At 38.8% G+C, this 10,796-nt stretch carries 10 protein-coding genes; 5 read left to right on the top strand and 5 right to left on the bottom strand.

Going from position 1 to position 10,796, the window contains the following annotated elements:
* The 5 genes from KTI79_RS18130 to KTI79_RS18110 form a co-directional block, all read right to left on the bottom strand.
* On the bottom strand, positions 1 to 89 hold an 89-nt coding region (locus tag KTI79_RS18130), incomplete at its 3' end, for a GTP-binding protein (RefSeq protein ID WP_072292276.1).
* A gap of 95 nt (positions 90 to 184) precedes the next feature.
* Entirely contained in the window at positions 185 to 2,323 is a 2,139-nt protein-coding gene (fusA, locus tag KTI79_RS18125; RefSeq protein ID WP_032054247.1) for an elongation factor G, read from the bottom strand.
* A 177-nt stretch (positions 2,324 to 2,500) separates the two neighbouring features.
* Entirely contained in the window at positions 2,501 to 2,971 is a 471-nt protein-coding gene (gene rpsG / locus KTI79_RS18120) for a 30S ribosomal protein S7 (protein ID WP_001138055.1), read from the bottom strand.
* Positions 2,972 to 3,131: 160 nt separating this feature from the next.
* The gene (gene rpsL / locus KTI79_RS18115) at positions 3,132 to 3,506 is read right to left on the bottom strand and encodes a 30S ribosomal protein S12 (protein WP_002050319.1); all 375 of its coding nucleotides are present in this window, start codon (positions 3,504 to 3,506) and stop codon (positions 3,132 to 3,134) included.
* 200 nt (positions 3,507 to 3,706) lie between these two features.
* Complete coding sequence (locus KTI79_RS18110; RefSeq protein WP_032054246.1) at positions 3,707 to 5,026, bottom strand: EcsC family protein; 1,320 nt, start codon at positions 5,024 to 5,026, stop codon at positions 3,707 to 3,709.
* A gap of 299 nt (positions 5,027 to 5,325) precedes the next feature.
* On the opposite strand from KTI79_RS18110, the gene KTI79_RS18105 reads away from it, so the two are divergent.
* The 5 genes from KTI79_RS18105 (at position 5,326) to KTI79_RS18085 (ending at position 10,776) form a co-directional block, all read left to right on the top strand.
* Entirely contained in the window at positions 5,326 to 6,555 is a 1,230-nt protein-coding gene (locus KTI79_RS18105) for a beta-ketoacyl synthase N-terminal-like domain-containing protein (protein WP_032054245.1), read from the top strand.
* An 18-nt stretch (positions 6,556 to 6,573) separates the two neighbouring features.
* Positions 6,574 to 7,026, top strand: a complete 453-nt coding sequence (hemJ, locus tag KTI79_RS18100) for a protoporphyrinogen oxidase HemJ (RefSeq protein WP_016142013.1) — start codon at positions 6,574 to 6,576, stop codon at positions 7,024 to 7,026.
* Positions 7,027 to 7,183: 157 nt separating this feature from the next.
* Entirely contained in the window at positions 7,184 to 7,744 is a 561-nt protein-coding gene (locus tag KTI79_RS18095; protein ID WP_032054244.1) for a hypothetical protein, read from the top strand.
* 385 nt (positions 7,745 to 8,129) lie between these two features.
* Complete coding sequence (locus tag KTI79_RS18090) at positions 8,130 to 9,755, top strand: NAD+ synthase (protein WP_032054243.1); 1,626 nt, start codon at positions 8,130 to 8,132, stop codon at positions 9,753 to 9,755.
* Positions 9,748 to 10,776, top strand: a complete 1,029-nt coding sequence (locus tag KTI79_RS18085; RefSeq protein ID WP_032054242.1) for a hypothetical protein — start codon at positions 9,748 to 9,750, stop codon at positions 10,774 to 10,776. Before KTI79_RS18090 ends, KTI79_RS18085 begins: the two co-directional genes overlap by 8 nt.
* Positions 10,777 to 10,796: the final 20 nt, after the last annotated feature.

The following is a 10,796-nucleotide window of genomic DNA, read 5'->3' as shown; positions in this document are numbered from 1 at the left end:
GCAGTTAAAGTTGTTTTACCATGGTCAACGTGACCGATTGTGCCCACGTTTACGTGTGGCTTATTACGTTCAAACTTGGCTTTAGCCATGATGATCTTCCTTTATAAACTACTCATGGAGGGTCACCCCATGAGCACTTGGTTTTTAACTAAGAAATTAGTTTGGGCTTATAGTAATCGAAAGATTACTCGTCGTCACCTTTTTTACCGCCAGATTGGAATTTAGCGATAATGCCTTCAGCCACGTTACGTGGAGTTTCAGCGTATTTAGCAAATTCCATAGAGTAAGTCGCACGACCTTGAGACATAGAACGCATTTGAGTCGCGTAACCAAACATCTCAGCAAGAGGAACTTCTGCTTTAATTGCTTTTGTTCCACCAGGAAGATCGTCCATACCTTGAACCATACCACGACGACGGTTTAAGTCACCCATGATATCGCCCATATAGTCTTCTGGAGTTTCTACTTCAACTTTCATGATAGGTTCAAGAAGGATAGGATCCGCTTTCATGAAACCATCACGGAAGGCATAAGAACCTGCCATTTTGAACGATAATTCGTCAGAGTCGACGTCATGGTAAGAACCATCGAATAATGTCGCTTTAATACCAACAACAGGGTAACCAGCCAATACACCATTCTTCATACGTTCTTGAATACCTTTGTCAACCGCGCCAAAGAATTCTTTAGGTACTACACCACCAACAACTTCTTCAACGAATTGGTATTCTTTACCAGCTTCTTCAACATCAAGCGGCTCAAGACGTACATATACGTGACCAAACTTACCTTTACCACCAGTTTGACGTACGAACTTACCTTCTTGTTCAACAGACTTTTTGATCGTTTCACGGTAAGCAACCATTGGTTTACCAATGTTAGCTTCAACACCGAATTCACGCTTCATACGGTCAACAATGATGTCAAGGTGAAGCTCACCCATACCAGCAATAATTGTTTGACCAGATTCTTCATCTGTACGAACACGGAACGATGGATCTTCTTTAGCCAAACGACCTAAAGCGATAGACATTTTTTCTTGGTCTGCTTTAGTTTTTGGTTCAACAGCCAATGAAATTACTGGCTCTGGGAATTCCATACGCTCAAGAGTAATGATGTTTTTCTCATCACATAATGTATCACCAGTTGTAACGTCTTTAAGACCTACACACGCTGCGATATCACCTGCACGGATTTCATCAAGATCTTGACGTTCGTTCGCATGCATTTGCACGATACGACCGATACGTTCACGCTTAGCTTTAACTGGGTTATAAACCGGATCACCTTGTTTAAGAACACCAGAGTAAACACGTACGAATGTTAAGTTACCTACGAATTTGTCGTTCATGATTTTGAACGCAAGTGCAGAGAACGGAGCTTCGTCAGATGCTTCACGAGACGCTTTAGTTTCGTCTTTGTCGTCAAGGATACCTTCGATCGCTTTAACTTCTGTAGGTGATGGCAAGAATTCAATTACAGCATCCAACATACGTTGAACACCTTTGTTCTTGAACGCAGAACCACAAAGCATTACTTGAATTTCAGAAGCTAATGTACGAGCACGTAAACCAGCGATGATGTCTTCTTTAGAAAGATCACCTTCTTCTAGGTACTTGTCCATTAATTCTTCAGAAGCTTCAGCCGCAGCTTCAACCATTTTTGTACGCCATTCGTTAGACGTATCAACTAGGTCAGCTGGGATATCAGCATATTCAAACTTCATACCTTGAGATGCTTCATCCCAGATAATCGCTTTCATTTCGATAAGGTCAACAACACCCTGGAATGTATCTTCAGCACCAATTGGCACAACGATAGGAACAGGATTACCACCTAAACGAGTTTTAACTTGCTCAACAGCACGGAAGAAGTTTGCACCAGTACGGTCCATCTTGTTCACGAATGCTAAACGAGGCACTTTATATTTGTTCGCTTGACGCCATACAGTTTCAGACTGAGGTTGTACACCACCTACAGCACAGTAAACCATGCACGCACCGTCAAGAACACGCATAGAACGTTCAACTTCGATTGTGAAGTCTACGTGTCCCGGGGTGTCAATTACGTTGATACGGTGTTGTTCGAATTGGTTACCCATACCAGACCAGAAACAAGTCGTAGCAGCAGAGGTAATTGTAATACCACGCTCTTGCTCTTGTTCCATCCAGTCCATTGTTGCTGCACCGTCGTGTACTTCACCAATTTTGTGAGATACACCTGTGTAGAACAAAATACGTTCAGTTGTAGTTGTTTTACCTGCGTCAATGTGCGCAGAAATACCGATGTTACGGTAACGAGTAATTGGGGTTTGGCGAGCCATGATGTCTACATTCCTAAATGTTATATTTAAAACAGGACGCACCAATTAAATTGATGCGCGCGAATATCCAAACAGGCAACTTAAATACCTGCAAAGCCCCCACTTTGATAGAGAGCAATGTTGAATCGAGCTGCTGTACGCATGAATATTCTCCTGAATAAGGCCTGTTTTATCCGCTTAGAAACGGTAGTGAGAGAAGGCTTTGTTAGCTTCAGCCATACGGTGCACATCTTCACGTTTTTTGATTGCTGCACCTTTACCTTCAGCTGCATCAAGCAACTCACCAGCAAGACGTAAAGCCATCGTTTTTTCAGAACGCTTAGCAGCAGCATCTACTAACCAACGCATAGCTAAGGCAGTACGACGGGATGGGCGTACTTCCATAGGTACTTGATAAGTAGCACCACCAACACGGCGTGCTTTTACTTCAACCATAGGACGAACTTTTTCAAGAGTAGTCTCGAAAAATTCAACTGGGTCTACTTTGTTTTTTTCTTGAACGCGTTCTAAAGCACCGTAAACGATACTTTCTGCAATAGATTTTTTACCATCTTGCATTACGTGGTTCATGAATTTAGCGATTGTTTGGCTGCTAAATTTTGGATCTGGAAGGATCTCACGAGCAGCGACTACGCGACGTCTTGGCATTTTAATACACCTAATAATATGACACTTCAGGATGATCCAGCAGTTTGTACAAGTGTCATGTACACGACGCTGGCCTTACTATACGTCGCTTGAATTACAAATCTATGAAGAATTCAAACAAGCGAAACGCTAAAGGGCTTATTCGACTAGTTTCCTAGAATTACTTCTTAGGACGCTTAGTACCGTATTTAGAACGTGATTGATTACGATCTTTAACACCAGCACAGTCTAATGAACCACGAACGGTATGGTAACGTACACCCGGTAAGTCTTTAACACGACCACCACGGATAAGAACAACACTGTGCTCTTGTAAGTTATGGCCTTCACCACCGATGTAGCTAGATACTTCAAAACCTGAAGTTAAGCGAACACGGCAAACCTTACGCATAGCTGAGTTAGGTTTTTTAGGTGTAGTTGTATAAACACGTGTACAAACACCACGACGTTGTGGACAAGCCTTCAACGCAGGAACTTTGGATTTTTCAACCAAAGTCGTACGACCCTTACGGATCAACTGATTCGTTGTTGCCATATGGCAATTCTCCCGTTATTAAAAAACCTTAAAAAGAAAATACCTCTTTTTAAGGGCACATAATTGTAAGCCAAGATGCAAAAATGGTCAACATGGCAATACTTACCAAATGTTGACCATATCAATGTTTGACAGCACGATTTACAAATTTAAATAGAGGTTATTTCTACTTTTTAAACCTTCACTTTGTAAGCGTATTGTTAAGAGTATTTTTTATCTTCCAATATCTCGTCCTCGTCCTCTGGTGTTAGAGCAGGCTTTTGCTCCGTATGTTCATGCTCTGCTACATGCTTGTCAGCAAGTTTTTCGAGGCCCTGATGAACATTTTCCTGAATTTTCTCTTCACTCTTTTCGCTTTCGGTAGGCTTTAAAACAATAGAAACTTTTGAAATCACATCATGATTTTCTACTTTATGATGATGAGCAGCATGCATATTGCCATCTTCGCCTACATTTAAAAGTCTTGGGCTCGCTTTTTGGATGAGTGTAACCGCAGCATAATAAGCCTGTAGCGGAGATAAATGCTCACTTGGATGTTCGTTTAAATAGTGTCTTGCAGCTCCGAAAATTGCTTGAGCTTTATGACCTACATCTTCTTGTAGTTTCCAGCTATACACTGCGCTTAAAACAGCACCAGCAACGGGGGTAAATTTACTAAAAGCAGACAGTTTAGGAATACGGTTTAACCAATCCCATTTAAACTCCCCGTCTTCATTTACCAGCCAATTTTTTAAAGTGTCTATATCTGTGGTTGAACCCAACACTTGCTGAAATTGATGAATATCTTGAGTTTCCAACATGTTTCGTAAGGTTTTCAAAGCCAATAAAAGAGTTTGCTTTTCAGCGATGAGACTAATATCAACTTCTTTAAAAATAAACTCTACAACATCTTGATCAGTAGCTTCTAAAAGATCAAAGCCATGTGATCTTCCTGTTTGATAAATAGTTCTTAAAACCAAAACCAATGAAACTGGAATATCTACAGCTGCCCCCACAACACCAGAGATACCTGTAATTGCACCCTGTACAGTCGCAATAAGCTTGTTTTGTTCAATAAGTGCCTGGCTTAAACGTTGAGAACGGCCTGTATCTTTAGTTAATTCAAATAAATCTTTGGCTCCCGCTTCTTCTAGGATTTTTTCAGTTAAGGTACTTTTTGAACTAAAGTCATTTAGCCAATCAAATAAATAGCCTGAGATTTTTTCATCCCAATCCGGTGAAAGAAAAGTAGCAACGCCATTTACTTTTTTAAAATGTCGGCCAAACACCTGACGTGTGACTTTTGGTAAATGTTCTCTTAGCATTTGTTGAGGACTTTCATATTGCTCAACTTCAAATGGGCTTTTTGTTCTCGATCTACCTTCAACAGTTTTTCCAGTTGGGATGGGTTCAATTACCTTACTGACGTCACCTGATTGGTTCTGTTGCAAGATACTCAATCCTGTAGAACTGAGCTTTTTAGCCACTCCGAAGACCTGAGAAAACAAATTGTCAGATTGATTATTATTAAATTTTGTCATCAAGTACCTCGATTTTTTAATTTATCTAATTAGAGATAAATACTAGGTGGAATGTGGATTTATCTCAACTTGAATGTGTGTATTTTAGTTAACCCTAAATGCAACATACTATGTATTTGGTTATTTTTTTTAAATGTAAAATTGTCATAAAGATTTGCCATAAGAAATAAAAAACCTTTCTGCTATCATGTTAACAACGAAAAACATGAGTCTCGTTTTCTTACAGCTATATTCTCCTATTCATTTTCATAGCTGTTGAACACGATAGACTCTTAATATCACCATAAAGGGACCTGTAGATGAAACGTGTTGTAATCACTGGTATGGGTATTAACTCATGTATCGGTAACTCTTTAGAAGCAGTTACTCACTCACTTCAAAATGGAATCTCCGGGACACGTTTTAACCCAACTTATGCTGAACTCAATTTTAAAAGTCATGTTAGCGCTGCTGCAGACCAAGATTTTGATAATATCGATCGTAAATTAAAACGCTTTATGGGCGTATGTGCGATGTATGCTTACAACGCTGCTGTAGCTGCAGTTGAACATGCAGGACTTACTCCTGAGCAACTTAGCGGTAATCCACGTTATGGTATTGCAGGTGGTTCAGGTGGTGGTTCAACTGCTTCTGTTGTTGAAATGACAGAATTATTAGAAACTAAAGGCGCACGTAAAGTAGGCCCATTCTTCGTACCGCGTAACATGTCAAACACCATTACTGCAAACGTCGGTGTTGCATTTAAACTACAAGGTATTTCACATACTATTACAAGTGCTTGCGCAACTTCTGCAGATGCAATTGGTTATGCTTACAACTTGATTCAACTTGGCAAACAAGATCTTATGCTTGCTGGTGGCGGTGAAGAGGATCACTGGTCTCAAAGTTTATTGTTTGATGCAATGGGCGCACTTTGCTCAAAATATAACGACTCTCCAGAAACAGCATCTCGCCCATATTCAGCAGACCGTGACGGCTTCGTTATTGCTGGCGGTGGTGGTTTCGTAGTACTTGAATCACTTGAGCATGCACAAGCACGTGGTGCGAACATTTTAGCTGAAGTTGTTGGTTATGCTGCTAACAGTGATGGTGCAGACATGGTTGCTCCAAGCGGCGAAGGTGCTACACGTTGTGTATTAATGGCACTTGAAGAAGCTAAGCAACATGGCGTAGAAAAAATTGACTATGTAAATACACATGGTACTTCTACTCCAGCGGGTGACATTACCGAACTTAAAGCAATGGAACGTGCATTTGGTGAAGGCAAGGTACCTCCTCTTAGCTCGACCAAATCGATGACAGGCCATAGCTTGGGTGCAGCTGGTGTACAAGAAGCTATTTACTCTGTACTAATGATGCAAAATGACTTTATTGCACCAAACATTAACGTGACTGAACTTGATGAAGGCGCAAAACCTTTTGATATCGTACTTGAAAAACGTGATGCAAAATTGAATACTGTAATGAGTAACAGTTTTGGCTTTGGCGGTGTTAACGCTTGCCTTATTTTCAAGAAGTGGGATGCATAATCCCACCTAGGATTATCGATGGATGCACCTTCTGATGCTTTTTTGTGGGTAAAAGCATTACATATTATTGCCGTGGTTTGTTGGTTCGCTGCTTTGTTCTACTTACCACGTCTATATGTTTATCATGCTATGAGTGAAGATGCTGCAAGTCATCAACGCTTTGAGGTAATGGAACGTAAGTTGTACCGTGGAATTATGTGGCCTTCGATGATTGCTACATTAATAACCGCGCATTTCCTAGTAGATTGGGGTGATGCAACTCGACATTATCATCAAGCCACATGGTTTTACCTCAAAGTTGGATTAGTGGCTTTATTAGTGATTTACCATTTGGTATGTGGCTATTATCGTAAAAAGCTCATTGGAAATGCTCACTATAAATCACATAAGTTCTGGCGATTCTTTAATGAAATGCCAACCTTAATTTTATTTGCTGTTGTGATTTTAGTTGTCGTAAAGCCTCAGTTCTAACTGGAGCTTTTGCTTTTATTCTCTAAGAAGCCTTATATTCACAATAATAAAAACATGAAATTCATTTAAATATTTATAAAAACAGAACTATAAAACTAATGAATAGTCATAGCTCTTTATTTAGCAACACATGATCTATACTATGCTAAATAAATAGATGAACTCATTTAATGGCAAAGCTATGCTAACTTTTAATGCCCTTAAACGCTTAATCCATACACTATTTATTCTTATTACACTTTTTATTTTCCGTCACTTAAAAAACTATCCGATTAGACATTTGACTGGTCAAGAAAAATTATTGGCACAAATGGTTTTTGGCGACATGCTCGATTGTGAACGGCCTAAAATTATTGCTACGCGCTACCTCCCTTGGCAGAGTTGCGGTATTTTCATGGCCCCAAATGGGAATATTTATGTCAATCCTGCTGATTACAGTGAAAATTACGCTTTAGAATCTAAATTTATGCAGGGTATTTTTATTCACGAACTCACACACGTCATGCAATATCAAAAAGGCATTCATGTCCTACTTAAAGGCGCTTTATTACAATCAGCCTATTACCTCAGCTTTAAAAGTTACAATCCCTACAAATATACCTACCACCCTGATAAAGCATTTAGTACGTATAATATTGAACAGCAAGGCGAAATTGCGCGCGACATTTGCTCTGGAAAAATCCCGAATATTATCTGTTCACCTCAACTTCATTTGTAACTAAATAATCAATCTCGCTTTGAACGTAACATTTCGTGCGTAATGTAAATGAGAATTCTTATAAAACAGAAATACTTATCTAAACTATAAAAGTGCGCTTATTCAATTCAAATTATTGAAAAAAATAGAACAGGCTTATTCCAAATTAGCTTGTGATAAGGCAGTATACAAACAATAAAAATAATGAAGCCTGTTTCTATTCTATACAGAAAATCTCGTTATTTTTACGCAGAAAATATGGGATTGGTATATATTATTGATCTTGACATTTTTGTTTACTATTTTAATTGTTTACTATCGTATCATACACATCGTTGAAAAATTATATCCATAAAAATCAACAGTGTGTGTATCTATATTCGTTATGATCTAGGATTAGGTTTGAATGAAAAGTTTTAAAGTTGCCCTTGCTCAGTTTTCTCCGCATATTGGCAATATTGACTCAAACACCCAAAAGATGATTGAGCAAGTAAATCAGGCGAAAAAACAAGATGCTGACCTGATTATTTTTCCCGAGCTTTCTGTTATTGGTTATCCAGCTGAAGATCTATTGTTACGTCCAAATTTAAATAAACGTATGCAAAAGGCTTTTGCACAACTTGTCGAAGTTAAAGATATTGTTATGGTTTTCGGATTTGTGAACCAGACAGAAGATGGTCAACGTTATAATTCTGCTGCTGTCATGAAAGACGGTCAGGTTTTGGGTGTTTTTAACAAACACAATTTACCAAACTATGGCGTCTTTGATGAAAAACGTTATTTCCAAAAAGGGCATCAACATTTGGTGTTTGAATATCTTGGGCATAAGTTTGGTGTATTAATCTGTGAAGATATCTGGTCAATTAACACTGTCAAACAGTTGAGCCAATTAAATGTTGATACAGTCCTTGTACTCAACTCATCACCATATGAAGTCGGCAAGCCACAGCACCGTACACAAACCTTGAGTGAACTTGCAAAACAACTTCATCTAAATATTGTTTATGTTAACCAAGTAGGCGGACAAGACGATTTAATTTTTGATGGCACAAGTTTTGTCAGCAATCAAAATGGTGAAATTGCTTTACAAGCACCGAGCTTTAAAGAAGACATTTATATTGCTGAATTTGACCGTGATACAAAGTTATATAAAGTCACTGAGTCTGCTCCTGCATTAGAAACATTCGCAGAGATCTATCAAGGTTTAGTCATGGCAACCCGTGACTATGTAGAACGCTCAGGCTTCCCTGGTGTGATTTTGGGTCTTTCTGGTGGTATCGACTCTGCCCTTACACTTGCGATTGCTGTTGATGCAATCGGTGCTGAAAGAGTCCAAGCTGTAATGATGCCTTATACTTACACTTCTCAAATTAGTGTAGAAGATGCGGCTGAACAAGCCCGCCGTATGGGTGTAACTTTCGGTATTGCTGAAATTCACTCAATTGTAAATAGCTTCATGCAAACCTTGTATCCTTTCTTTGGTAATTCACCAGCTGACGCAACTGAAGAAAATTTACAAGCGCGTGCTCGTGGCACATTGCTTATGGGCTTATCAAACAAGTTTGGTAATTTAGTCCTTGCCACAGGAAATAAATCTGAACTTTCAGTTGGCTACTGTACGCTTTATGGCGATATGGTTGGTGGCTTTGCGGTTCTAAAAGATGTTTATAAAACTATCGTGTTTGAATTAGCAAAATACCGTAATAGCTTAAGTGAAACTCCGGTTATTCCGGAGCGTGTGATTACGCGACCACCTTCAGCAGAACTTCGTCCAGATCAAAAAGACCAAGATTCTTTACCAGCTTATGATGTATTGGATGCCATCCTTTACGCATACATTGAAGAAGATTTAGGTCAGGCCGACATTATTGCCAAAGGTTTTGATAAAGAAGTTGTTGAAAAAGTCATCCGTTTAGTTGATCGTAATGAGTACAAACGTCGTCAAGGTGCGATTGGCCCGAGAATTACTTCTCGCGCATTTAGTCGCGAACGACGTTATCCGATTGTCAACGGTTGGACAGCGAATGACTGAGCAGAAAAACTCATCAAAAACTACAGCACTTGCTCAAGCACTTTTGCTTGAGCAAGTGGAATTTTTCAAAAAACAATTATCTATAGAAAACTCACCTATTTATTTCCAGCAGTTCATTCAACTGTTTATGCAACATGCTGATGAAATCAAGCTCCATGAGGTTGTTGATTTAGAACAACTACAAGCCGTTGTGAAACGCTATGCTTTTGAAATGCAGCTAGGTGCTGGTTTACTTGAGTTTATTGGGGAAATTGCGCAGCGTATTTATTTATCTGCGATGAAGTCTCCAATTCAGCTACAAGATTTGGTCTCTGATCACCAGTTTGAAATGTGGCTTTCCAAATTTTTGGAAATGGAGCATATTCCTCACTATCTTAATCAGTTTTTAAGAACTAGTCCTTCTGTACAACAACTTTGCCAATACATTGCAACCTCAACTTTAGAACAAAAATTACCAAAACTTCTAACAGCCTCTAGAGTCGATGACTACCATTTTGAATGGCAACATAAGCTCAAAAAATTCTCTTTTTTACAGCAGCAACGCCTTGAGCATAAACTTGAAACTTGGATTGCCAGTTTTATTCATGAGCAACTCACAGAATTAAGTCTTTTATCGAGTGAAGATTTAGAAAGTCTAGTACGTCATGTTTGGGAAGATATTAGACATAAAAAAATGTATGAATTTATGAAACAGCTCACTCCTCTCGATGTTGAAGAGTTTTTTGTTTTAATCTATGAATACTGGAAAGAATTACGCCAGTCACAATTTATGCAAGATCTGATTTTGTATGGCGTGGAAGTTTTTTATGACTTTTATAAAGATCAAAGTTTATTTGAAGTATTAAGTGAGATTGGATTAACTGAAAGCGACTTACAAACCGAAGCTTTACGTTTTTATCCGAAGGTTATGGATGCTTTTAATGAGCACGGTATTTTAGAACCTTTACTTCAAGCGCTTTTAGCTCCCTTTTATCAAAGCTCAAAAACACTCGATATAATTGAAAAACATTTTAATGAGTAAAAAATAGATAAAAAGAAACC

The sequence above is a fragment of the Acinetobacter sp. WU_MDCI_Abxd143 genome, assembly GCF_025514195.1.
Classification (GTDB): Bacteria; Pseudomonadota; Gammaproteobacteria; order Pseudomonadales; family Moraxellaceae; genus Acinetobacter; species Acinetobacter pittii_H.
Note: the sequence above shows the minus strand (reverse complement) of the source record. Positions and strands in the feature narration are given on the sequence as shown.

What these genes read in the sequence shown, in the direction of transcription:
- KTI79_RS18095 (WP_032054244.1), top strand. Translation starts at nt 7,184, where the DNA reads ATGAACTCATTTAATGGCAAAGCTATGCTAACTTTTAATGCCCTTAAA.
- fusA (WP_032054247.1), bottom strand. Translation starts at nt 2,323, where the DNA reads ATGGCTCGCCAAACCCCAATTACTCGTTACCGTAACATCGGTATTTCT.
- rpsG (WP_001138055.1), bottom strand. Translation starts at nt 2,971, where the DNA reads ATGCCAAGACGTCGCGTAGTCGCTGCTCGTGAGATCCTTCCAGATCCA.
- rpsL (WP_002050319.1), bottom strand. Translation starts at nt 3,506, where the DNA reads ATGGCAACAACGAATCAGTTGATCCGTAAGGGTCGTACGACTTTGGTT.
- KTI79_RS18085 (WP_032054242.1), top strand. Translation starts at nt 9,748, where the DNA reads ATGACTGAGCAGAAAAACTCATCAAAAACTACAGCACTTGCTCAAGCA.
- hemJ (WP_016142013.1), top strand. Translation starts at nt 6,574, where the DNA reads ATGGATGCACCTTCTGATGCTTTTTTGTGGGTAAAAGCATTACATATT.
- KTI79_RS18110 (WP_032054246.1), bottom strand. Translation starts at nt 5,026, where the DNA reads ATGACAAAATTTAATAATAATCAATCTGACAATTTGTTTTCTCAGGTC.
- KTI79_RS18105 (WP_032054245.1), top strand. Translation starts at nt 5,326, where the DNA reads ATGAAACGTGTTGTAATCACTGGTATGGGTATTAACTCATGTATCGGT.
- KTI79_RS18090 (WP_032054243.1), top strand. Translation starts at nt 8,130, where the DNA reads ATGAAAAGTTTTAAAGTTGCCCTTGCTCAGTTTTCTCCGCATATTGGC.